The organism is Vibrio sp. 10N.286.52.F8 (genome assembly GCF_041468745.1).
GTDB lineage: Bacteria > Pseudomonadota > Gammaproteobacteria > Enterobacterales > Vibrionaceae > Vibrio > Vibrio crassostreae_C.
Genome location: NZ_JBFRJF010000031.1, coordinates 73,384 through 95,927 on the forward strand (window position 1 = coordinate 73,384; position 22,544 = coordinate 95,927).

The window sequence follows — 22,544 nt, forward strand, 5'->3', positions numbered from 1 at the left end:
TAATTATTCGATATAAATCGCTTTCTTTTTCAAATTGTTGTCTACAGTTTTATAGAGCTTGTCGCTTCAGTAATTGCCACAAGTAACGACACCTTTTGATGGTAGGTTTTGTTTATAAGGAAAGGAAATGGAAAGCCCAATTGTCACACTCACACATGCCAGCAAAAGCTTTGTTGATGGTAAAGACACTCATAGCGTGTTGGAAAATGTCGACTTCGCTTTGGCAACAGGGGCAAGCGTGGCTTTGACAGGGGCGAGTGGTAGCGGGAAAAGTACTCTGCTGAACATCATTGCGGGGTTTGAACCTCTATCTGGTGGTGAGTTGTGGCTCGATGGCGAGAACTCATTAGATTGGAAAGATCCACAGTGGAGCCGATTCCGCCATCAAAATTTGGGCGTTGTCTTTCAACAGTTCAACTTATTGACCCCACTCAACGTAAAACAAAACATCGCCTTCCCTCTTCATTTAAATCAACAGAAATGGAGCGACTGGTGCGATTATTTAGTTGATGCATTGGGCATCAGTGAGCTACTCGAAAGACACGTATCCGCACTCTCTGGCGGTCAGCAACAACGGGTGGCAATAGCGCGTGCGCTTGCCCATAAACCCAAACTACTGCTTGCCGATGAACCCACAGGCAACCTCGACCACAAAGCAGGCATTGAGGTAATGAAGCTGCTGAGTGAAATCACTACACAAGGCAACACTGCCGTGCTTTTGGTTACGCACAGCCCAGAATGTGCCAGCTTTATGCAGACAAAATTGGTGTTAGATGATGGTTGTTTAAGGAACGCGGATCTAACCCCAAGAGCAGCAACTTTGTGAGTAATCCAATGAAGCAAACTGGCTTCGTTCAGAACCAGCTCACCCATACCAAACTGACTCTGAACCTATTCGCGGCACACTATCGTCAATCACCATTGCAAGCCGCAGCGATTCTGATAGGCATTGTGTTAGCGGTCACCTTGTTTGTCGCAGTGCAAGCCATCAACCTCAATGCCAAGCGCAGTTATGCAGAATCGACCGAGCAACTTAGCGCCCAAGCGCAGAACCTTATCATTCCACCAGCAGGGCAAAACTATTTGTCGGAATCGCTCTACTTCAGCTTAAGACAAAGCGGATTAAGCGCAGCACTACCTGTTATAGAAGGGCGAGTAAGAGACGAGCAAGGTCGACGTTGGTCAGTTCAAGGCAGTGAGTTGATCGCCGCCCTCACTTCAAGATCTCGTCACGCTCGCGTCGACGAACAAAGCAACACTCAAACCAAAGAACCAAACATTTCCCTGTTCGACAATGCCTTACCTTTGCCGCAACTCTTAGCGGGTGAACCCATTGTGATGATGAGCCAATCTCAGCACCAGAGTTTGGACGAAGTAGACACACTCACTTTGGATGAAGTGCTCACCAAAGTCGTGGTATTGCCAGATGAATGGCAGCTCGGTAGCCGAATGTTGATGGATATTGGGTTCGCTCAGCAACTGCTTAACAAGCAAGGGCAACTGAGCTACATCGCTATTTTTGACACTAAGAGCGACACGAACAGCAATACTCAGGATAAATGGCAAAGCCTTATCGGCAAACAGGGGCAATGGATTTCCAACAACCAAAGCACGGATCTCGGTTCAATTACCGATAGCTTTCACCTCAACCTCACCGCCATGAGTTTGTTGGCGTTTTTGGTTGGCCTGTTCATCGCTTACAATGGCGTGAAGTACAGTTTGCTGAAACGTAATCGGCTGTTGGTGCAAATTCAACAAGCTGGGATTGCGCCAAGCATCGTATTTTCAGCTCTGCTAGTCGAGCTGGTTCTTTTAGTCACAATGGGCGCGTCGCTTGGTTTCATTCTCGGCATTCAACTCAGCCATTGGCTACACCCAACCGTCGCGATAACGCTTGAGCAACTTTATGGTGCAACACTGCTTCCCGGCACATGGCAGTGGCAATGGTTAGTGCAGGCACTGCTACTCACGCTGGCCGCAACGCTTGTCGCGTGTTGGCAGCACTTTAAACAGCGGGTACGACAACCCCTCTCTTCCCATGGTGGTTTCTATCAAGCGCCGGAAGCGTCTAACGAAAATCAGCTGTTTGTTATCGGGTCAGTATTAACCATTGTCGCGTTAGCAGGGTTATGGCTGAGCGAACATCATCGCTTCACCATGGCATGGCTCGGTGTGTTAGTGGTGTCTATTCCTTTGTATTTGCCCAAAACACTCAGCGTGCTAGCGAACTGGAGCGAAAAACGCACCCAATCGGGGTTAATACAATATCTGTTTGCTGAACTGCGTGAACTTATCTCCCCTCTCTCCCTTGCCATGATGGCGTTGCTTCTCGCCGTCACCGCCAATGTAGGAATGAATACCTTAGTCGGCAGCTTTGAATCCACCTTAAAGCAATGGCTTGAACAGCGCTTACATGCTGATATTTACGTTAGCCCTGCCCAAGGTGAAATCGCGAATGTGGAACGTGCGTTAGAGCAGTTTGAAAATGTTGAAACCGTTTATAAGCAATATTATGTCGACGATAACTTGCAGGGTTTACCGACTTTGCTCGGAACCAAAGACAAAGACACACTTGAGCAAACCATGGTATTCCAATCCTACCTTGATGATTTCTGGACGCGCTTTTACCAAGGTGAGTTAGTGGCAATCAGCGAACCTACGGCAGTGAAGCTCGGCTTGTCCCTTGGAAGCCAACTCAATCTCAACGCGATCCAAGACAAAACACTCATCGTCGGGGCGATTTTCCACGATTACGGCTCACCGAATGGCGAAGTGTTACTTGCACCTAATTTGTGGATCAAAAGCGGATTTACTGACTTACCCACCAGCTTGGGAATCAAAGTTTCTGGCGACCCACAAGTGGTGTACGAACAGCTACGCCAGCAACTCAATCTGCACCCAAGTCAGCTTTACGATCAAGCACAGATCAAATCGATCGCTTTAGATATCTTCTCACAAACCTTTGCCATCACTCGGGCGCTTAATGGCGTCACTTTAATGGTGGCGGTGATAGGGTTGTTCTGCGCCTGTTTCATGTTGCTCGATGCACGCAAAGCCGCCATTGCAAGGCTGTATGCGCTCGGTGTAAGTCAGAAAAAATTGATGGCGATGATGGTCGGGCAAATCGTTGTTCTGGTCGCCTTCACTCTGGTTATCGCCTTACCACTCGGCGCTATGGTCGGTTATGTGTTGACGGACATCGTTACCCTGCGCGCCTTCGGTTGGAGTTTAAATTATGTATGGAATTGGAGTGATGCACTCAGCATCGCAGCCATTACCATTTTAGTAGCTGTGTTCGCGACCTTGATTCCACTGTGGCGTTTGGTCAGCAAACCCGTGGTATCCAGTTTACAGAGCGAGGTGTTGTGATGAATCGAACAATGAGAATTTTCGTTCTCACAATTGGCATCTTGCTCCTTTTAGGGTGCGACGAGTCCACTCAACCAGCAGCTCAAAATATGGGTTCGATACTCGGCACTGGAACACAAACCGAGAATGAAGTACAAAAAGAGACTGAGCAATTCACCCCGGTAGTAAAAGGTATCGACATCACCTTCCCTGCCGACCATCAAGCACACCCTGATTTTCGTCATGAATGGTGGTATTTAACCGCAAACTTGATTGATGAAGAAGGCAATACGTTAGGCGTGCAATGGACACAGTTTCGCTTCGCCTCTGCCCGACAAGAAAACGACAATCAAGCCAAGCAGCCTAAGCAAACCGCGTGGCAAAGTCAGCAGATCTACATGGCACATAGTGCCGTCACCACCGAAGACAAACACTATGCCGATGAAAAATGGTCACGTGACCAAGCTGAACTGGCGGGTGTAAGCGATTCGCCGTTTCGTGTCTATCTTGATGATTGGCAATGGACGTCGACGACCGATGACCTGTTCCCAGCTACATTGGTCGCCAACTCGGATCAATTTGGATATTCGCTTAAGTTAACCAACAACGCGCCTTATCAAAAGCAAGGCGAACAAGGCTACAGCACTAAAAGTAGCGATGGTAAAGTGGCTTCTTATTACTACAGCCAACCATTCATCGATGTATCGGGCGAGGTAACCATTGATGGAGTCACACATCAGGTGTCTGGTAAAGGTTGGATAGACAGAGAGTGGAGCTCGCAGTTCTTACTCGACTCGCAACAAGGTTGGGATTGGTTTGCGCTAAGGCTGAGTGATGAAACCAGCTTGGTGGTATTTCAACTTCGAAACTCAACTACAGGCAAAGCCAGCTATTCTCATGCGAGGTTGATGAATCAAGATGGCTCCGGCATCGCGATTAAGCAGCAAGACATCAGCTTAACCGCCATCAAGCAAACTAAAATCGACGGGCGTGACTACCCAACAGAGTGGCAAGTTTCGATTCCAAGCCAGCAAATAGAACTGACCGTCTCGGCACTCAATCCAAATGCCAAAATGCCGCTGTCGGTTCCTTATTGGGAAGGGCCAATTGAAATCAAAGGTTCTCATTCTGGGTCTGGCTATATGGAGTTGACTGGGTATTAGATTGTGTATTAATACAGGTGGAATCTAACAACAAATACATCGCGATAACCATCAACTAAAACACTTTCAACCAAAACCTCCACCACGGAGGTTTTTTGTTATTCCATATGTTCTATTTACCTTAACGCCTGTTGAAAAATATCTAATTTAACCAAACACTGGGCTCCCCTAAAATACCAATCAAATGGTTAGAGGAGATAGAACATGCTTAGCTCAGTGCACAATGACGAACTCAACAGATACATCGAGAAACTAGACTTAAACCTTACCAAGGATCAGGTTCGTGAACTTGGTTGGCAGCAAAGTAATGAAGAGGTAGGAAAAGAAAAAACAGTATTAGGCTCGTGGTTTTTCTTTTCTTTCTTTGGCTTATGTACGTCTGCATGTCTTGCGCTGCTAATGTATATCTCATGAAGATAAACAAAACAATGACCACGTATAACCAGCATGGAACCTTCAATTGGTTCGAGGTCGACGGAGAAACGTACATACTGTTCAAAGTGGGCAGCAACAGTGCTCTATTGAACCAACACTATGAGGATGTCACCGAACAACAGAGCGAAATATATGGGCTGTTAGGGGCGATTCCATAAGCTCATACTGCACGTATTCACTTATGGTCTATCTATTCACTTGTGGTCTATCTACGTACTAACTAGCGCAAACATCCGTTCTTTTGGCAACAAGACCGAGCTACAACAAACGGTTCTTATACTGCTCTGGCGTTTGGTTCGCGTAACGTTTGAACATGGTGATAAATGGGCTTGCTTGGTTATAACCCAATGTAAGAGCGACCTCTTTAACCGATTGGCCGTTTCTCAACAAGTCCATTGAGTATAGGTAGCGCACTCGCAGTCGCCACTCGGTAAAGCTCATTCCAAGCTCGGTCTGGCAGTGGCGAGAAAGGGTTCTTTCCGTGGTGTGGACACGTTCAGCCCAATCTTTCAGCGTCACTTCATCGGTTGGGTTCTCTTCAACAGAAGCCAATATAGGCGCTAGATACTTATTATCGGTTGAAGGCAAGAAGTGGTGTTCAACCTCACGCTGCGCAAGTTGGTCAAGCAGTACCTGAACGAGCCTTTGGTCTTGCTCGGTTTCCGCAACATTGATCCCACGATCGCGAAAATCATCGATAATAGAAGACACAATCGGCGTGATCTTTATAAGGCTGGTTTTATCTGGCAGGTGTTGCGTGAGTTCTGGGGCGATATTTAGTGAACAGTAGTCCAAAGGCTTACGGTTATAACTGCAATGCATCACCCCGGCCGGTACCCAAATCGCTAGATGTGGTGGCGCTAGAAATCGAGTGCTTTCCGCTTCCATCTCTAATATACCACCACTGATCAATTGAACCTGTCCCCATGAGTGGCTATGAACTCGGGTTTCAGTGTTCGAAAGAAACGCTTCAAAATTCATAAATACGTTGGATGGTGCCTTATCAATTAATAAGGATGGATGAAGGTTTCTGGAGTGTTTTTTCAAACTTGTCTTCCTATCGCGCTTAATGTCTTTCTAAAGATACTTGTAAGTATAACGACCTGTCAAACTAGCCGCACCAACTCATTCGCCACGGAATTCACATGCATTACCTATTACCATTTTTTACAGTCTGTATCTGGGGCGCCAATGCAATCGTCAACAAGCTTGCTGCAAGCACCATAGAACCTAGCGCAATGAGTTTTTACCGCTGGTTTTTTGCGATGTTAATTCTCACGCCTTTCTGTATTCGCCCAGTGATGAAACAGTGGGCTGTCATTAAGGCAAACTTATCGAAATTAGCGTTCCTCGGCTTTTTAGGCATGGTGTTGAATCAATCTCTAGGTTACTACGCCGGCCTAACCACAACCGCCTCTAACATGGCATTGATCACGTCTTTAGTCCCGTTGATCAGTGTATTTTTAAGCGTCCCTTTGCTGCACAAGTCGATTTCTAGTTTGAGTATTGTGGGTGGTGTATTGTCGCTGTCAGGCTTAGCCCTGATGTTAGGTAAAGGCGATCCGTTATTCTTCATGCATCAAGAATTGACTCAAGGCGATGGCTATATGCTAATTGCAGCCTTTGTTTATGCTTCGTACTGTGTACTACTGAAACGCTGGAAAATGCCAATCAGTAGCTGGGTGGTGATTTACATTCAGGGTCTGTTTGCTGTCGCGATGCTTACGCCACTTTGGCTTACCAGCAAACAGCTTTTACCACCACAACAAGCGCTCCCATTGATAGCTTACGCCGCGGTTGCCGCTTCAATTTTAGCGCCTTGGATGTGGGTGAAAGCGATTGACACCATTGGTGCTGACTCAAGCGCGATGTTCATGAACTTGCTTCCGGTTGTAGCGATCGTATTAGCCGCGACATGGCTTGGCGAAGAGATTAACCAGTTCCACATCATTGGTGGTGTGATGGTGATTTCAGGTGTCATCCTTGCTCAAATCAGAAGAAAACCAAGGCTTGAGGCTCCTCTCCCTCAACAAAGCTAAACGCATTACCCAACGCTCACATTAGGGTGAAAATTCAAACTCACGTTTCACACAGCAAATGAGAGTAGCTACTGTAATCCATACTATGATGAGCTCTTACAGCAAGCGAGTAAAACGGAAGATTAGTCTAAATGCTTTACTTTATATCAGCACGATGAGTCGTTAATCAACTATTCTTCAGCAGTTATACCTTTATATCATTACAATCACACACGATTAGTGCGAAATACACTAAAAGGCTTCCCAAACAATAATCCGAAAGGAAATATCTACGCGAAGGATCTATACTTTTTAAAACAGTAAAAGTGAGCTTATAAGAAAACAATAATCACTACCACTTTAGTGGTATCTGAGATACAGTCACTTTAACTAAACCAAATCAACAGCGGTTAGTTGGCTAACACAAAAAAGTACCGACATGAGTACCACACGGCTTAGAAACACCTAGCATTACGCTAGGTGTTTTTTTTTTGCAATCGACCTATCTAGTGACTTAATCAGTATTTCTATTCTCTTGCTTGATATCACTTCATCCATGTTTGCCATTCGCCTGATACGCCTTTAAGCACCAATATTCATCAACTGATCATCTGTTTGAAAAAAATAGTCTTAACCATGAGATTATCCGCTTTAACTTATGTCATCTTAAGTATATTGTTACTAGCAAGTAACAAGCATGTTACGCAGCAAAATAATAATGAAGGAAGATAGATGAGCAGTAGCAATAGCCGACAAAATGGTAAACGAGACGTTACTCTGCGTTTTTTAGCTGAGCCCGGGGATGTGAACTTTGGTGGTAAAGTTCATGGTGGTGCAGCAATGAAGTGGATCGATTTAGCAGCCTACGCTTGTTCCGCAGGTTGGAGCGGTAAATACTGTATAACAGCCTATGCAGGCGGAATTCGATTCGTTGCCCCAATTCATGTAGGCAACCTTGTGGAAGTAAGTGCAAAGGTCATTTACACAGGTTCATCTTCAATGCATATCGCTATCGACGTGCAAGCAAGCGACCCTAAAGAGCTCAATAACCGCCTAACAACTCACTGTATCGTTATTATGGTCGCTGTCGATGAGAATGGTAATCCGACTAAAGTGCCAGAGTGGATACCAGAGACGCCAGAAGACATCGAATTACGAGATTCGGCTATTCGCCTAATGAACATGCGAAAACAGATTGGTGAAGAGATGGAAGCTCACGTGAAGTACCTTAAGTAAGGTCCACCAGCTGCCCTCCCCCTACAAAACCTTATTACAATGCCAAGCGCCTGCTTGGCATTGATCTATTTGATACCTTCGTGCTCTACACAGCCAAATCCGCTGCACACCCAATACAGACGATAAGAGCGTGATACCCAGCCAAAGGTTGAAATGAATCGGCACTTGTTCACTGATTTATTTTGACTGTAATAAAGTCGTCATTTTGCTCTGATTAAATACCGCCAATCATAATAGATGCATTTGAATTTCTTGGAGCCACTCTTGAGCGTCATACGCCCCACTCTTAGCGAGTCTACACTGAACAATTTAAAGGCTGTTGAGTACCAATGGGTTAGAACTTTGTACGTCGAAGGCTACGACAGCAATGAAATCAACCACTATATCCAAACGTGTTTCGGTGGAGATCCGACATTTGCCGATCTATTTCGTCGCGTGGCACTCGATCAAGAAAGCATCTATGTGCTATTGCAACACTTAGGTTGTGCTCCTTCTAGTAAAGAGTTCTAACTTCTAAGTCCCACCAAAAACCAGAAGCATAAATAGACCTACCTCCATAACCCTCATGAATGTCACTTGAATATTCTGTAACTACCTCTCGCTTACCCATACATTTTCAGTGCAATTTCAGGTTTTGTTGCATACAAATCATTGAAGTATCACGCATTGGAATATTCACAACATATCAATAGTACAACAGCCACTTATACTGAGTGTCTGATTTGTGAGACTAGTTCATTTCTACAAGTAACCAAAATGAAGTGGTCGGTATTTAGGAGAGAAGTAACTCGAAACTTTGGGTTTTAAAGTAGATATGAGCGCGATAGTTAACGAGTAACGCTGACACAAAAAACAAAAAGTAGCAGGCATAAAAAAACCCAAGTAAATACCTGGGTTAGAGTTACAAAAACCACTAATCATTAATAGCGTAAGGAACCTGATTAGTAGCCAGCTATGCGTAACCTGAGGGTTATTTTTATTACTGATCGGCGGCCAAACCAAATGATGTAATAAAAATGCCAATATAGAGCGACCTAACGGTCGCTCTTTTTCTTTCTTATAGAGTACAGCTTATCCTTTTACACCACCTGCCGTCAAACCACCAACTAACCAACGTTGAGCAAGTAAGAACACGATAGTAATCGGAAGTGCTGATAGTACAGCCGCTGCCGCAAAGTCACCCCATAGGTAGTTCTGAGGGTATAGGTACTGCTGCATACCTACTGCTAGCGTGTAAGAGTTCACATCTGTAAGTAGGATAGACGCTACTGGCACCTCACCCACTGTCGCGATGAAAGATAGGATAAACACAACCGCTAGGATTGGCACAGACAGCGGTAGTAGAACCAGTCTGAATGCTTGCCAAGGCGTTGCACCATCAAGGGCTGCTGCCTCTTCCAGAGAGTTATCAATCGTCTCAAAGTAACCCTTAATCGTCCATACGTGCAGTGCAATACCACCTAGGTAAGAGAAGATTAGACCACCGTGTGTGTTCAAGCCTAAGAACGGAATGTATTGACCAAGTTTGTCAAACAGCGCGTAGATTGCTACTAGAGCCAATACTGCTGGGAACATTTGGAAAATCATCATCGCTTTCAGGATTGTGTTCTTACCTTTAAAGCGCATACGAGCAAACGCGTAAGCCGATGTCGTAGACAGTGTCACAATCAGAATCGATGTGATACCTGCAACCTTCACTGAGTTCCATAACCAAGTTAGCACAGGGAACGGAGGTGACGTTACCGAGCCATCTGCGTTCGTTACTGACATACCCAATGCTAACTTCCAGTGTTCCAATGATGGGTTATCTGGAATCAAACTACCGGTTGCGAAGTTACCTTCACGGAACGAGATCGCGATGATCATCAGTAGTGGGAAGATAATCATTGCCAAGAAGCACCACAACACTGCATGCGTTGCCCACACTCGGTATTTAAGGCCTTTACCTTGTACCATAGCCATTGTCGTGCTCCTTAATCTTGAGACAGTTTAGTGAAACGAAGGTTTAGTAACGCTAGTGCACCAACCAATAGGAAGATAAGCGTTGCGATAGCACTTGCTAGACCGAAGTCTTGACCGCCGCCGCCTTCGAATGCAATTCGGTACGTGTAGCTTACAAGCAAGTCTGTGTAACCCGCTGGCTCAGAAGTACCAATCATGTTCGGGCCACCGTTCGTCAATAGTTGAATCATTACGAAGTTGTTGAAGTTAAAGGCAAACGCTGCAATCAATAGCGGTGTAAGCGGTTTAATCATCAATGGGAACGTAATACGCTTGAAGTTATCAAGGAAGTTCGCACCATCGATTGCTGACGCTTCGTATAAATCATCAGGAATCGCTTTAAGCAGACCCATACATAGAATCATCATGTAAGGGAAACCTAGCCATGTGTTAACCATCAACACCATGGTTTTCGCTAAGATAGGGTCTGAGAACCAGTTCGGGCTTAAGCCGAAGATATTCTCGAGCACCATGTTGATCTCACCAAAGCTTTGGTTGAATAGACCCTTAAAGATAAGAATCGAGATAAACGCGGGTACGGCGTAAGGCAGAATCAGTAGAACACGATAAATAGAACGACCTTTCAACTCTTCCCATTGCACGATGTTAGCCAATACAAGGCCGATAACTAGCGTGAACGCTACGGTACATACCGAGAAGATAACCGTCCAAATAAAGATGCTGATAAACGGTTCTTTAATGCCGTCATCTTTCCATACACGCTCAAAGTTATGCGTACCAATGCTAACCACGAAACCTGGAGAGATGGTATTACCCGTAAACTCACCATTTGCATCAACAGGCTGGTAGAAACCCACATCCATATTTGGCTTGAGAACTTCACCCGTTTCATTGTTGATTAACGTTTCTTCATCGTCTTGTAGCGTGTAAAGCGGAGCAACAGAAGCAAACTTACGTAAGCCACTCATGCGGATGTCACCACCGTCAGGTAGATTGAAATCAACACCACTGATTGCTGCTCGGTTTTGAATGATCGCTTTGATCTTCTCTTTTTCACCTTGCGCAGACTCAATAACAGATAGGTCCATCTCTGTTTCTGTCATATTGTCTAGAGAAAATACGTCAGTCGCTAACAGTTGATCGCCATCTTTTACAACGATCTGGTGACCGTCATCTGTCTTGTACAAAGTAAATGGGTAGCTCTCACCGCTTTGGAAAGAACGGTCTAAAAGAACGGTTTGAGTACGCTCTAGAGAAAGTTGGTTTTTCGCGCTGTAGTTAGTAAACGCAAGCCCTACGGTGTATGCCAATGGGAAAAGAATGAACAAGATCATTCCGGCAATACCTGGGTAAATATAACGGTGGGCGTAAGTTTTTTTACTACCAAAAATGTAAAGTGCCAAAGCCGTTAAGATCACTGTAAGCAGCGCAAAAGCGAGCTCACCGCGAGAATACATTAGAATTGTAGCGTAGCCGTTTATTAAGCCAACGCTACCAAGCAACCCCCATTTAATGAAGACGCTTTTACTGCCTGGAAGGCTTGATGGTGCTGGGATAGCATCTGTACCTTGAACTGACTGCATAGAGGAACCTGCTAGCGATATAGATAAAAAATAGAAAAGTAAGGAGAGGTTACCCTCTCCTTAAAAGGTAGTGCCTGGGTGTTACTTAACCATACGACCTTCAGCAGCTTTTAGTGCTTGGTCTACTGATTGACGGCCGTCAACTACGTTGCCGATCGCTTCTTCCATGCTGTACCAGAATGTTGTGAACTGAGGGATGTTAGGCATGATTTCACCGTTCATCGCGTTGTCCATTGTTGCTGCAATACGAGTATCGCTGTCTAGTTGACGTTGGAAAGAGTTAAGAGCAACAGCGCCTAGTGGCTTGTCGTCGTTCAGGCTCTTCATACCTTCATCTGTTAGTAGGTAGTTTTCCATGAACTCAACAGCTAGGTCGCGGTTTGGAGACGCAGTGCTGATACCACCCGCCCATACACCAACGAAAGGTTTAGACGCTTTACCGTTGAACTTAGGTAGTGTTGTTACGCCGTAATCTACGCCAGCTTTCTTGATGTTTTCCCAACCCCAAGGGCCGTTGATTGTCATTGCAACGTTACCCGCAACAAATTCAGACTCAGCAACTGAGTAATCCATGTCTGCAGAGATAACCTTGTCTTGTACCATCTTCTCGATGAAACCTAGAGACTTCTGAACACCATCAGTCGCTACGCCCGCATCTTTAATGTCGTAACCTTCTGCAGTCTGTTTGAATGCGTAACCGCCGTCAGCTGCAAGTAGAGGCCATGTGAAGTAAGCGCCGCCACGTAGAGGCCACATGATCGCTTTCTTGCCGTCTTTTTTAAGTTCAGCATCAAGTGCTGGGATTTCTTCCCAAGACTTAGGTGGGTTAGGAACAAGCGCTTTGTTATAAATTAGCGAAACTGACTCAACAGCAACAGGGTATGCGATTGTTTTACCTTCGTATGAAACAGCGTCCCATGCGAAGTCTACGATACCTTCTTTAGTTTCTTTAGAAGGTTTGATATCAACAAGAAGTCCCGCTTCTGCATAGCCGCCAAAACGGTCATGTGCGTAGAAGATCATGTCTGGGCCATCGCCAGCTGCTGCTACTTGAGGGAATTTCTCTTCTAGCTTGTCAGGGAAAGCGACGGTTACTTTAACACCAGTATCTTCTTCGAAGCGTTTACCTACTTCAGCCATGCCTTCATAAGCTTTGTCACCACCTACCCAGATTGTTAGTTGTCCTTCTTCGATAGCAGCATTTGCACCAAAAGAACCCAGAGCAACTATTGTACCTAGAGCTACAGCGCTTAGAGCGTTTTTCATGTGAATATCCTTTTTATATTTATACGTAGGGCACATCTACCAAGACGAGCCAGTTTTCGGAGGTTATGATCTGAGAAAACAGACCCTAGCTCATCATCCTAGCCACTACGCCCTAGCTATTATGGCTTAAATTCGTGATCGCCATCCGGTCAGATTAGAGACTGCAATCACAAAACGTATACTCATCGTGATCAACATCACCGTTACGCGGTGGATTTATTTGAACTGGATCGCCAATTATTAATAACCCCATTTATCTACTCCTCCCCTCCTACTCCCCCTAGTTAATTTTCCATTAGGAGGATGTACCCTTACGCCAATTCACCGAAACTGCATTCATCCAAGAGTGGATAGTAAGAACCCTTTACCGGCAAGTGTTATGCGTTGACGCATTATTCATTTAGTTGGCTTCACTGCCCGCTGGTGTCTTATATTAGCATCGAGCTAAATCTGTGATTGAATCACGGGGGAGGTTTAGCTGGATGTGGGGGAAATGGGCATCAGTTTGGCTATGACGGGTGGGCTTGGTTAAAGAAGCCAAGTCTCACCCACTTTTTTCTTACTCACTCAATACTTACCAATTCCTACAGTTACTGCTGACCCAAAAATTTCTTATAATGATAAGCAGTAAAACTTAAAATTTGATCGATCGAGGACAAGCTAGATGGCGAGTGTCACGTTAAAAAACGTTTATAAATCATATGGTGATGTACAGATTTCTAAGGACGTAACCTTAGACATCAACGAAGGTGAATTCGTAGTATTCGTTGGACCATCAGGTTGTGGTAAATCGACGCTATTACGTTGTATCGCAGGTCTAGAAGACATTACGTCTGGTGATTTGTACATTGGCGACCAACGCATGAATGACGTTGAACCGTCAAAGCGTGGCGTAGGTATGGTATTCCAGTCTTATGCGCTTTACCCTCACCTTAACCTATACGACAACATGTCTTTCGGTCTTAAGCTAGCAAACGCAAATAAAGCTGAGATCGACAAACGCGTTGAACATGCTGCAGAAATCCTTCAGCTTGGTCACCTTCTTGAGCGCCAACCTAAAGCGCTTTCTGGTGGTCAACGTCAACGTGTTGCGATTGGTCGTACTCTGGTTTCTCAACCAAACGTATTCCTACTTGATGAGCCTTTATCAAACCTAGATGCCGCGCTACGTGTTCAAATGCGTTCGCAAATCACCAAGCTACAGCGTCAACTGGGTTGTACCATGATCTACGTTACCCACGACCAAGTGGAAGCGATGACAATGGCGGATAAGATCGTTGTTCTGGATGGTGGTTATGTATCTCAAGTCGGTAAGCCGCTTGACCTTTACCACTACCCTCAAAACCGTTTCGTTGCTGGCTTTATTGGCTCACCGAAGATGAACTTCATGTCGGTACACATTGAACAAGCTGAAGCAGAACGCGTATTGGTACAACTTTCTAATGGCATGACTTTCTGGATTCCTGTTGACGGGACGACGGTTAATGCTGGTGATCGTATGTCTCTGGGTATTCGCCCTGAACACTTGATGTCTGCTGAATCAGGTGACGCGACGATTGAAGCTGACGTGATGATGGTAGAGAAACTAGGTAACGAAACTCAGGTTTACCTAAACCTTGAAAGTGCCGATGCTGATGTTATCTATCGTCAGCCAGACACGTTGAAAATCGAATCAGGTGACAAGTTGGCGATTGGTATTCCAGCGCACCGTTGTCACCTGTTCCACAGCGATGGCCGCGCATGTCGTCGTTTGTACAAAGAATACGGCACAGACTAATCGCTTAGCCTTTTAGGATATAACTTGCCCATATCGAATCCCTCTTACTCAGTAAGGGGGATTTTTTATGTGCTGGATATTTTTATGTGTTGGATACGAGTTTCACTTACATTGAATAGTTCATGAGTCAGCCACTCGGTCTTTCGCTAGCGGCAATAAAAAAGGTCTAGCAAGCGCTAGACCTTTATCTGTTAGTTAGGCTATGAACCCAACCGCTAATATCACTTCTTTCAGACATGAAACCTGTCTAAATCAACTTAGTGAATTGGCGTATCATTCTGTTTGTTGAACTGGCCAAAATGCTTCTCTAACACTTCAGGAGTCAGTTTGCCTTCCGCCTCTAGTCGCTTGAACTCAGCAACAATTGCTTTTTGCTCTTCAAGTGATGGCAGTTTCACCTCAGGCTCATCGCCCATCTCTTGAGTCATCTGCTCTAGTTCTTTTTCAAAATCGCTCATGATACTTACCTAAATATTAAACCTAACGAGATTTTACTCATTTACGCCCTATGATGCTAGGGCGATTGAGTGCAAAGCCCGAAACCAGATCAAGCGAACGTCAGTTAGAAGAAAACAAGCACGTAAATAAAAAGAGCTGAATTCACGATTAAATGAATCCAGCTCTTAGTTTATGTATCTTTGTAAGCCATGCTACAGCTTAAAGGGATTAAAGCTTAAATGAACCAACCATCTTATCTAGACGAGACGATAGATCACGAAGCTCTTGGCTCGCTTCAGCAAGTTGCTCAGCCGTGCCCGTTGTCACTTCGTTGATTGCGTTAATCTCTTCAATGTTCTGGTTGATGGTGTGAACTACGGTTGATTGCTCTTCCGTTGCCGTTGCCACTTGAGTGTTACGGTCTGTGATATCAACGATACGGTCTGAAATGCCACTCAGCACGTCTACCGCTTCATCCGAAGCCGATACACCTTCAAGGGTAATCACCTTACCCGCACTCATTGCCGTTACCGCATCTTTAGCATCGCTTTGCAGTTGGTTGATCATCTTTTGAATCTCTTCCGTTGAATCTGCGGTACGGCTTGCTAGGTTACGTACTTCATCCGCTACAACCGCAAAACCACGACCTTGCTCACCAGCACGGGCGGCTTCAATTGCAGCGTTCAATGCGAGTAAGTTAGTTTGCTCTGAAATATCACGAATAACACCCAGAATAGAACCGATGTCTTGAGTTGTAGAAGCCAGTTGCTCTACTACCTGACCTGTGCTTTCAATATCTTGCGCCAAACGGCTGATCGCGTCTTTTGCTTTGTTCACCACAGAGCGGCCTACTTCCGTATTGCCTGAAGCTTGAGTTGCCGTTTCTGCTGCGGTTGCCGCGTTCGATGCAATCTCACTGATGGTCATACCCATTTGGTTAATGGCAGCTACGACTTGAAGGGTTTGGTCGCGCTGTTCTTGGCTGTTGTCGTGGGTGATGTGAGCTTTATTCGAAACACTCTCTGCAGCCACTTGAAGCGCTTGGCTTGTCGAACACACCTCTTTCATCGACTCGTGAATCTTTTCAATGAATCCGTTGAAGCCTTTTGAAAGCTGTGCAATTTCATCGTTGCCTTTCACTTCGATACGCTGTGCAAGGTCACCGTCGCCTTCACCTAAGTCGCCGAAACGCTTAGCCAAAAGCTTGATCGGTTGAGTAATGCTGTTCGCCAGAACTACGCCCATTAGGATAAACACTAACGCCACAACCGCAGTCATGATCAGCATCTTCTGCGCAGTCGCATCAAGCTCAGCAAACACTTCACCGGTTGGTACCACACCAATAACGAACCAGTCCATTGAAGACACATACAAGCTCGCCACGAACAGCTCTTGGCCTTGGCTTTCTGTAGTAATCAGGTTGAAGCCCGACTTGTTCAGTAGTTGGCTTGCTTGAGGACCGTAAAGTTGTTGAAGTGAAGAGTCACTGCGAGAACGCTCGCGATGAATTTGAACATCACCTTGGCTATCGGTTAAGAAGACAAAACCGGTATTTTCAATCTTGAAACCGTTCAGCAGGTTAACCATGTCATCCATCGACTTTGATAGACCAGACATCGCCAAACCAGAAGGCTGTTGGTAGTTAGCAAACATCTTCACTTCGCCATTGGCTTCTTGGAACATGCTCACCATGGTCGGCTGTCCAGATTGCGTAAAGCCAAAGAACCAACCATCTTGCTGTTGGTTTAACTGACGTAGGAAGCCATTTTGGTTCCAGTAGTAAGCAGTTTGACGGTTCGCCACTGAGGCATCGTTCAACTGATACTGGTTACGAACATTGTTCAGCTGTTTCACCAGTTTATTTTCTAGTGCGGGATCGCGATCGGTCGATTCGATAGCATCAGAAATAAATTCATTTGAAGCAATTTGCTCCGCCGCTAGTAATAGCTGAGAGACTTCTCGGTCAATTTCACCATTGATTCGCTCTAGCATTCCTGGAAGTTCAATATCGATCAATCGATGACTTAATACATCTCTTGCTTGTTGTTGTGCCATTGCGCCGACAATCACTGTCGATGCAAGAACCGCAAAGGTAATTCCAAGTACAACTTTTTGCTTGATACTCAGAGAGTTAGTTTTAAACATATTTGGACCTTTAAAAAGAATCGCTCGTTATTGGTATACCCTGAACAGGACTTTTTTAGTGCACTCCAACAAGCAATGCACAATCTGAGTGATGTATCGGCCACAACCAATAAAACTAGAGACTTTCTTCTCAAAAAACTGCAAATATGATGTAACAATTAGAAATATTCACCTTGAGCATGAATTAACTAAGCAAATACCGCATTGTCGAGAGTCAATTTTAGTTCTCACCCCCTGAGACTCAACCGAACTCAAACCACTCCCCACCGCCGAGCTTTTGTATATAAAAACCAATTGATATAGTAATAATCACAACCTAACGATTTTTTTAGCTAACCACTTGTAAATATTTCCAATTTTGAAAAAATAAATTACGCAAATGTACTGGAACTTTTTCCTCGAAATCAGTGACCAATACTCAAAATAAAAATCAAATGGATACCCAGAGAGTCCAAAATGCACAAAACAAATTTCGAAGTCCTTCAAAACTATCTAGAGTCTCAAATCATTGGTCAAAAAGAGCTCGTTAAGCAACTGATGATCGCCCTTTTAGCAGATGGTCATATCCTCGTTGAAGGACCTCCCGGCTTAGCAAAAACTCGCGCAGTAAAATCATTGGCTGACTGTGTTGAGGGTGACTTCCACCGTATTCAATTCACTCCCGATCTGTTGCCAGCTGATTTGACGGGTACCGACATTTTTCGCCCTGAGACTGGGGAGTTCACTTTCCAATCAGGCCCGATTTTCAACTCATTGATTCTAGCGGATGAGATCAACCGTGCTCCGGCGAAAGTTCAAGCGGCAATGCTGGAAGCGATGGCAGAAAAACAAGTAACTGCCGGTCGAAAAACCTATGCGCTGCCTGAGCTATTTTTGGTAATGGCAACACAGAACCCAATTGAACAAGAAGGGACTTACCCGCTACCGGAAGCTCAGTTAGACCGATTCTTGCTTCACCTAGAGGTTGAATACCCAGATATGGAAAGCGAGCTTGAGATCTTACGACTCAACCGTGGTGAGGCTCAAGGTAACGAATCAGCTCAGCCACAACAGATATCTCAGCAAACGATCTTTGAAGCGCGCCAAGAAGTGCTCAACATTCACATGGCAGACACCATTGAGCAGTACATCATCAGACTGGTTATGGCGACTCGCCAACCTAAGCAATACAGTGACCAACTTGATCAATGGTTAGACATGGGTGTCAGCCCGCGTGCAACCATTGCGTTAGACCGTTGTGCCCGCGCTCACGCTTGGCTTGCAGGACGAGATTACGTCACGCCACAAGACGTTCAAGCGATGGCATTCCCTGTGTTACGCCACCGTCTACTGCGCAGCTACCACGCACAAGCTGAAGGTGTCACCGCAAACCAAGTGATCGCACACCTTATTTCATTGGTTGGTAGCGCATAGGGATACGCGCATGAATAATCAATTACCCAACCATAGTGACGGTGTCACGTTAAATCTAGACGAACTGCTGCAATACAAAGCGCAGTCTGTTCGCTGGTTGCCTCCAGCCAAGAGCCTGTGGTCGCAACTAAACGGGCAACACGAGAGCAATCGTAAAGGTCGCGGCATGAATTTCTCTGAGGTTCGTCAATATCAGGCGGGTGACGATATCCGCAGCATTGATTGGCGCGTCACGGCGAGAACAGGCAAGGCGCACACCAAACTGTTTTCTGAAGAAAGAGAACAGCCTGTGATTTTGTTCTTAGATCTGTCGAGCAGTATGATTTTCGGGTCAACCTTGTTGCTTAAATCGGTTCAACTCGCGCACTTTGCCAGCCAACTTTGCTGGTTAACCGTCGCTCAAAAAGACCGTATTGGCGCAGTGATAGATACTGGCCAAGAGATCATTGAGATTAAACCCAGTGCTAGCAACCACGCTCCGCTGCGGATTTTACAAAAAGTCATAGAAATCAATAACGCAGCGCTGACCAACCAAGACAATCACAACGACACAACCTTAGAGCATGGGCTGAAGTCTCTCCACCAGCTTTGCCCGAAAGGAAGCGATATCATTATGCTCAGTGATTTCGTCCGTTATAACGAAAGTAATTACTCACTGATCAATCAAATACGTCGACATAATCGGGTTCGCTTGGTGCATTTTTACGATCCATTAGAGCAAGGTGTCACTGCTTTCAAAGGTTCAAAACAGATCACCGACGGCAATAAAACCCAATGGTTTAACTTTTCATCAAGCAAGGAAAAGGAAAAGCTCAGTCACGCATTTGATCAGAAGCAACAACAGCTTATGCAAATGAGCCTTTCTCTGGCGATCCCATACAGTTCATTGTCTTGTGCGCAATCGCTAATGAGCCAATTATCAGGAGCTCAGTCATGAAACAGCCCTTAGATTTAAGTCCGGTGATTGCGCCAGACGCCCCGACTTGGTGGCCTTTGGCGTGGGGTTGGTGGGCAGTCATTATCACAGCCATTTTCCTGATTGCCTTGGTGTTTTTCATTCTAAAACGTAGAAAAAACAATCAACAGGCGAAACAAGAAGCGCTGTCTTACTTTAGTAATAGTCAGTCCCAAGATGGCTTGTCTCCGAGCAAAGCTCAAGACATCGTTCGTCAAGCAGCACTGAGCTATTTCCCTCGTGAAAAAATTGCAGGTTTGTCTGGTGATGATTGGTTGAAGTTCTTAGATGCGCAATTGGCGAAGCCGTTATTTGTAGCAAAACAATCCCAGTGGCAACAAGCGCTCTATCAAGATGTAGCCCTTATGAACGACGAACAGAAAAAGGCTCAACAGCAATTGGTTAATGATTGCGAAACTTGGCTTCGCAAAGCACTTCCTCCAAAGCGAGGTCGTTATGAGTGATTTTCTAAGCACTATGTTTCTAAGCAGGGACTTGCTAAACATCGAGTTCGTTTGGTGGTGGATGTTCTTCATCGCGCCACTGCCGTTGCTCGTTTACTTGTTCTCACCAAAGTCAGAATCGAGCAATGCCCTAAGGCTTCCATTTCTGCCAGAAGACAGCAATACCAAAACACCGAGCAGTCGCTTACCAAAGGCGTTGTCCGTGATTATCTGGCTTCTGCTGGTTACGGCGAGCGCACGCCCTGTATGGTATGGCGAACCGGTGGAGTTTCAGCCGAAACATCGTGATTTAATGTTAGTTGTCGACCTCTCCTATTCGATGAGCCAAGAAGACATGCAGTTCAATGGCGAATACATCGACCGCTTGTCGGCGGTGAAACGCGTATTGAGTGACTTTATTGAGCGACGAAAAGGCGACCGAGTTGGACTGGTGTTATTTGCTGATCACGCCTACTTGCAGACCCCGCTTACGCTAGATAGAGATACGCTTTCACAACAGCTCAATCAAGCGGTGTTAAAGCTGATTGGTACTCAAACAGCGATTGGTGATGGTATTGGTCTTGCCACCAAAACCTTTGTCGATAGCGATGCGCCCCAACGTGTAATGATTCTACTCAGCGACGGCAGTAATACCGCCGGGGTATTAGACCCATTAGAAGCGGCGGATATTGCAAAGAAATACGACGCGACGATTTACACCGTGGGTGTCGGTGCAGGCGAGATGATGGTCAAAGAGTTCTTCATGACGCGCAAAGTCAATACTGCTCAAGACTTGGATGAACGTACACTAATAGAAATTGCCAAACGCACCGGCGGTCAGTACTTCCGAGCGCGTGACAGCAAAGAGTTAGCGACGATTTACGACACCATTAACCAGTTAGAGCCCGTGACGAACGCCACTAAGATCTGGCGACCGCAACAAGAGTGGTTTGTATGGCCACTGTCGGCGGCAATGTTCTTCGCATTTATGCTGTTAGCCATTAGGAGAAACAATGTCTAACTTTACTTTTATCTACCCATATTGGTTCTTGGCGCTTGTCGTGCTGCCCGCTATTTGGTGGCTGAGCAAGACACAATCTAAGCAAGGATTACTCGCGTCACACATCGCGCGATACTTGGCACCAGAATCGAGTAAGCCATCGAAAAATCGCAGTACTTACTTCGGAATTTGGTGGCTGGTCGGCGTTATTGCATTAGCTGGACCAAGCTTCGAGAAAAACGAACAGCCGAGCTTTGAAAAAACGCAGGCACGAGTTGTGATCATGGATATGTCGATGTCTATGTATGCCACCGACATTAAGCCGAATCGCTTAACTCAAGCGCGATACAAGGCTCTGGATCTGCTTTCATTGTGGAAAGAAGGGCTAACAGGCATGGTGGCGTATGCTGGGGATGCTTACACCATTAGCCCGCTAACGTCAGACATCAACACCATCAAAAACCTAGTGCCTAACCTATCGCCAGATATCATGCCTTATCAAGGTGGTGATGCCGCATCAGCCGTTAAGCTTGCGATTGATATGATGACTCGCGCGAAGATCTACCAAGGTGATTTGGTATTGATTGCTGATGACATCGATGACCAAGAGAAGAAGCAGATCGACTCCCTACTCTCTGGCAACGATTGGACATTGTCGATTCTAGCTGTAGGGAGTGAAAACGGTGCGCCAATCTCGTTACCTACGGGGTCGATGCTGCAAAGCGACTCAGGACAAACCGTGGTGGCAAGAACCAACTTGAAGAACATGCGCGAGCTTACACGCAGCTATGGTGGCACGTTCACTGAAGTTCAATTTGATAACTCAGATGTTGAACACATCGCGAGCTACCTCGACCGCGTTGCAACAACATCGGAAGTAACCAAGACCAAGAACTCACTCAACACCAGAGTGAACAACGGTTTCTGGTTACTGCCTTTGCTATTACTTCCGGCACTTGGATTATTCAGGAAAGGGGTTATTTGGTGTACCTTAGCTGGAGTTATCTCTTTTAGCCAACCAAATACTGCGTTTGCGAACCCGTGGAAAACCAATGATCAAGTAGGCTATCAGCTGTATCAGGACGAGGACTTCCAACAAGCTGCTGAACAGTTCACCCAACAAGAGTGGAAAGGCATTGCTCAATACAAAGCCGGTGATTTCGAAGCCGCAGAGCAGACGCTGCAAGAGCTTTCTAGTGAAGATGCTCGCTACAACCTTGCTAACGCTCAAGCCCAACAAGGTAAGTACGACCAAGCGATCCAAGAGTATCAACGTATTCTTGAAAGCAACCCTGAACATGCTTATGCGAAGAAGAACCTAGAGATTGTCGAACAGGCTCAGAAGCAACAGCAACAGCAACA

Annotated in this window: 20 protein-coding genes and 1 pseudogene; 15 read left to right on the top strand and 6 right to left on the bottom strand. The window is 45.6% G+C overall.

Going from position 1 to position 22,544, the window contains the following annotated elements:
• The first annotated feature begins 127 nt into the window (after window positions 1-127).
• The 5 genes from AB4133_RS15330 to AB4133_RS15350 all read left to right on the top strand — a co-directional run bounded on the left by AB4133_RS15330 (window position 128) and on the right by AB4133_RS15350 (window position 5,104).
• On the top strand, window positions 128-826 hold the full coding sequence (locus tag AB4133_RS15330; protein ID WP_372224966.1) for an ABC transporter ATP-binding protein: 699 nt from the start codon (window positions 128-130) through the stop codon (window positions 824-826).
• Window positions 827-834: 8 nt separating this feature from the next.
• Window positions 835-3,369 (top strand): ABC transporter permease, encoded by a 2,535-nt coding sequence (locus AB4133_RS15335; protein ID WP_372074512.1) that lies wholly within the window; start codon window positions 835-837, stop codon window positions 3,367-3,369.
• 11 nt (window positions 3,370-3,380) lie between these two features.
• On the top strand, window positions 3,381-4,511 hold the full coding sequence (locus tag AB4133_RS15340; protein ID WP_372123918.1) for a lipocalin-like domain-containing protein: 1,131 nt from the start codon (window positions 3,381-3,383) through the stop codon (window positions 4,509-4,511).
• Window positions 4,512-4,715: 204 nt separating this feature from the next.
• Window positions 4,716-4,925 carry a hypothetical protein gene (locus tag AB4133_RS15345; protein WP_048609786.1) on the top strand — a complete coding sequence of 70 codons (210 nt, stop codon included), beginning with the start codon at window positions 4,716-4,718 and terminating at the stop codon, window positions 4,923-4,925.
• Window positions 4,922-5,104 (top strand): hypothetical protein, encoded by a 183-nt coding sequence (locus AB4133_RS15350; RefSeq protein WP_017060054.1) that lies wholly within the window; start codon window positions 4,922-4,924, stop codon window positions 5,102-5,104. Before AB4133_RS15345 ends, AB4133_RS15350 begins: the two co-directional genes overlap by 4 nt.
• A gap of 100 nt (window positions 5,105-5,204) precedes the next feature.
• On the opposite strand, the gene AB4133_RS15355 is transcribed toward AB4133_RS15350, so the two are convergent.
• A complete protein-coding gene (locus tag AB4133_RS15355) occupies window positions 5,205-5,993 on the bottom strand; it encodes a helix-turn-helix domain-containing protein (RefSeq protein ID WP_029235520.1) in 789 nt (262 codons plus the stop codon).
• A 98-nt stretch (window positions 5,994-6,091) separates the two neighbouring features.
• Between AB4133_RS15355 and AB4133_RS15360 the strand changes: the two genes are divergently transcribed.
• The 4 genes and pseudogenes from AB4133_RS15360 (at window position 6,092) to AB4133_RS15375 (ending at window position 8,710) form a co-directional block, all read left to right on the top strand.
• Window positions 6,092-6,985, top strand: a complete 894-nt coding sequence (locus AB4133_RS15360; RefSeq protein ID WP_372224967.1) for a DMT family transporter — start codon at window positions 6,092-6,094, stop codon at window positions 6,983-6,985.
• Between the two features lie 48 nt (window positions 6,986-7,033).
• Window positions 7,034-7,288: pseudogene (locus tag AB4133_RS15365) on the top strand (peptide ABC transporter substrate-binding protein); the annotation flags it as partial.
• Window positions 7,289-7,696: 408 nt separating this feature from the next.
• Window positions 7,697-8,200 (top strand): acyl-CoA thioesterase, encoded by a 504-nt coding sequence (locus AB4133_RS15370; protein ID WP_017064263.1) that lies wholly within the window; start codon window positions 7,697-7,699, stop codon window positions 8,198-8,200.
• Between the two features lie 237 nt (window positions 8,201-8,437).
• The gene (locus tag AB4133_RS15375; RefSeq protein ID WP_019822928.1) at window positions 8,438-8,710 is read left to right on the top strand and encodes a hypothetical protein; all 273 of its coding nucleotides are present in this window, start codon (window positions 8,438-8,440) and stop codon (window positions 8,708-8,710) included.
• A 561-nt stretch (window positions 8,711-9,271) separates the two neighbouring features.
• Here the strand turns inward: AB4133_RS15375 and malG are convergent.
• From malG to malE, 3 genes are all read right to left on the bottom strand, one after another.
• On the bottom strand, window positions 9,272-10,162 hold the full coding sequence (malG, locus tag AB4133_RS15380; protein ID WP_017060050.1) for a maltose ABC transporter permease MalG: 891 nt from the start codon (window positions 10,160-10,162) through the stop codon (window positions 9,272-9,274).
• Between the two features lie 11 nt (window positions 10,163-10,173).
• Window positions 10,174-11,745 carry a maltose ABC transporter permease MalF gene (malF, locus tag AB4133_RS15385; RefSeq protein ID WP_017060049.1) on the bottom strand — a complete coding sequence of 524 codons (1,572 nt, stop codon included), beginning with the start codon at window positions 11,743-11,745 and terminating at the stop codon, window positions 10,174-10,176.
• An 81-nt stretch (window positions 11,746-11,826) separates the two neighbouring features.
• Entirely contained in the window at window positions 11,827-13,011 is a 1,185-nt protein-coding gene (malE, locus tag AB4133_RS15390; RefSeq protein WP_017060048.1) for a maltose/maltodextrin ABC transporter substrate-binding protein MalE, read from the bottom strand.
• 664 nt (window positions 13,012-13,675) lie between these two features.
• Between malE and malK the strand changes: the two genes are divergently transcribed.
• On the top strand, window positions 13,676-14,788 hold the full coding sequence (malK, locus tag AB4133_RS15395) for a maltose/maltodextrin ABC transporter ATP-binding protein MalK (RefSeq protein WP_017060047.1): 1,113 nt from the start codon (window positions 13,676-13,678) through the stop codon (window positions 14,786-14,788).
• A gap of 257 nt (window positions 14,789-15,045) precedes the next feature.
• Here malK and AB4133_RS15400 read toward each other — a convergent pair whose 3' ends face one another.
• Both AB4133_RS15400 and AB4133_RS15405 read right to left on the bottom strand, forming a co-directional pair.
• Window positions 15,046-15,246: a hypothetical protein gene (locus AB4133_RS15400; protein ID WP_010431457.1), complete on the bottom strand. Its 201-nt coding sequence runs from the start codon at window positions 15,244-15,246 to the stop codon at window positions 15,046-15,048.
• A gap of 208 nt (window positions 15,247-15,454) precedes the next feature.
• On the bottom strand, window positions 15,455-17,371 hold the full coding sequence (locus tag AB4133_RS15405) for a methyl-accepting chemotaxis protein (protein ID WP_017067914.1): 1,917 nt from the start codon (window positions 17,369-17,371) through the stop codon (window positions 15,455-15,457).
• Between the two features lie 456 nt (window positions 17,372-17,827).
• On the opposite strand from AB4133_RS15405, the gene AB4133_RS15410 reads away from it, so the two are divergent.
• The 5 genes from AB4133_RS15410 to AB4133_RS15430 all read left to right on the top strand — a co-directional run.
• The gene (locus AB4133_RS15410) at window positions 17,828-18,784 is read left to right on the top strand and encodes a MoxR family ATPase (RefSeq protein WP_017072421.1); all 957 of its coding nucleotides are present in this window, start codon (window positions 17,828-17,830) and stop codon (window positions 18,782-18,784) included.
• A gap of 10 nt (window positions 18,785-18,794) precedes the next feature.
• Window positions 18,795-19,721, top strand: coding sequence for a DUF58 domain-containing protein (locus tag AB4133_RS15415; protein WP_372224969.1), 927 nt, complete (start codon window positions 18,795-18,797; stop codon window positions 19,719-19,721).
• A complete protein-coding gene (locus tag AB4133_RS15420) occupies window positions 19,718-20,203 on the top strand; it encodes a DUF4381 domain-containing protein (protein WP_017065687.1) in 486 nt (161 codons plus the stop codon). Before AB4133_RS15415 ends, AB4133_RS15420 begins: the two co-directional genes overlap by 4 nt.
• Window positions 20,196-21,203: a VWA domain-containing protein gene (locus tag AB4133_RS15425; protein WP_017065686.1), complete on the top strand. Its 1,008-nt coding sequence runs from the start codon at window positions 20,196-20,198 to the stop codon at window positions 21,201-21,203. The genes AB4133_RS15420 and AB4133_RS15425 overlap by 8 nt, the downstream gene beginning before the upstream one ends.
• Window positions 21,196-22,544: VWA domain-containing protein (locus AB4133_RS15430; RefSeq protein WP_372224971.1), on the top strand; the 1,349-nt coding region annotated here is incomplete at its 3' end. The genes AB4133_RS15425 and AB4133_RS15430, both read left to right, overlap by 8 nt.

Excerpts from the sequence above, each read along its gene's own strand:
- AB4133_RS15405 (WP_017067914.1), bottom strand. The coding sequence starts at position 17,371 with ATGTTTAAAACTAACTCTCTGAGTATCAAGCAAAAAGTTGTACTTGGA.
- malK (WP_017060047.1), top strand. The coding sequence starts at position 13,676 with ATGGCGAGTGTCACGTTAAAAAACGTTTATAAATCATATGGTGATGTA.
- AB4133_RS15345 (WP_048609786.1), top strand. The coding sequence starts at position 4,716 with ATGCTTAGCTCAGTGCACAATGACGAACTCAACAGATACATCGAGAAA.
- AB4133_RS15375 (WP_019822928.1), top strand. The coding sequence starts at position 8,438 with ATGCATTTGAATTTCTTGGAGCCACTCTTGAGCGTCATACGCCCCACT.
- AB4133_RS15420 (WP_017065687.1), top strand. The coding sequence starts at position 19,718 with ATGAAACAGCCCTTAGATTTAAGTCCGGTGATTGCGCCAGACGCCCCG.
- AB4133_RS15415 (WP_372224969.1), top strand. The coding sequence starts at position 18,795 with ATGAATAATCAATTACCCAACCATAGTGACGGTGTCACGTTAAATCTA.
- AB4133_RS15330 (WP_372224966.1), top strand. The coding sequence starts at position 128 with ATGGAAAGCCCAATTGTCACACTCACACATGCCAGCAAAAGCTTTGTT.
- AB4133_RS15360 (WP_372224967.1), top strand. The coding sequence starts at position 6,092 with ATGCATTACCTATTACCATTTTTTACAGTCTGTATCTGGGGCGCCAAT.
- AB4133_RS15410 (WP_017072421.1), top strand. The coding sequence starts at position 17,828 with ATGCACAAAACAAATTTCGAAGTCCTTCAAAACTATCTAGAGTCTCAA.
- AB4133_RS15400 (WP_010431457.1), bottom strand. The coding sequence starts at position 15,246 with ATGAGCGATTTTGAAAAAGAACTAGAGCAGATGACTCAAGAGATGGGC.
- AB4133_RS15425 (WP_017065686.1), top strand. The coding sequence starts at position 20,196 with ATGAGTGATTTTCTAAGCACTATGTTTCTAAGCAGGGACTTGCTAAAC.
- malG (WP_017060050.1), bottom strand. The coding sequence starts at position 10,162 with ATGGCTATGGTACAAGGTAAAGGCCTTAAATACCGAGTGTGGGCAACG.
- AB4133_RS15340 (WP_372123918.1), top strand. The coding sequence starts at position 3,381 with ATGAGAATTTTCGTTCTCACAATTGGCATCTTGCTCCTTTTAGGGTGC.
- malE (WP_017060048.1), bottom strand. The coding sequence starts at position 13,011 with ATGAAAAACGCTCTAAGCGCTGTAGCTCTAGGTACAATAGTTGCTCTG.
- AB4133_RS15370 (WP_017064263.1), top strand. The coding sequence starts at position 7,697 with ATGAGCAGTAGCAATAGCCGACAAAATGGTAAACGAGACGTTACTCTG.
- AB4133_RS15335 (WP_372074512.1), top strand. The coding sequence starts at position 835 with ATGAAGCAAACTGGCTTCGTTCAGAACCAGCTCACCCATACCAAACTG.
- AB4133_RS15350 (WP_017060054.1), top strand. The coding sequence starts at position 4,922 with ATGAAGATAAACAAAACAATGACCACGTATAACCAGCATGGAACCTTC.
- malF (WP_017060049.1), bottom strand. The coding sequence starts at position 11,745 with ATGCAGTCAGTTCAAGGTACAGATGCTATCCCAGCACCATCAAGCCTT.